1 protein-coding gene is annotated in these 274 nt (G+C 48.5%); it reads left to right on the top strand.

Features of this window, described 5'->3' with window-relative positions; translation table 11 throughout:
- The coding region (locus ACR9ZK_RS21970; RefSeq protein ID WP_481344073.1) for a hypothetical protein at positions 1-274 on the top strand (274 nt) is incomplete at both ends.

Raw genomic sequence — 274 nt, 5'->3', positions numbered from 1 at the left:
GCTTCAGGGGGTAGTGCCAGTTTGGAACGACGAGTACGGTGACTTCAAAGCTGAAATTCTGAAATCAAATCCAAATTGGCTTCGGGCCGAGGATATTGATACAGTTATAATTTTGAGCTATTTGGAGGTGCGGGGTGATGAGAGGCTAGAGGGCTCTTTGCCAGATATTCACACCCGCGAATTTCTGGATGACCTTGCAGAAGCAGTAATCGACGCTGTAGCGGCTCCAAACGATTATTGGTTCCACTTCCCATTGCCTCAGATTGCCCTCGAC

The organism is Monashia sp. HAY1-5C, from assembly GCF_056755255.1.
The sequence above is the reverse complement of the archived record's forward strand: the minus strand, read 5'-3'. Positions and strand labels throughout refer to the sequence as shown.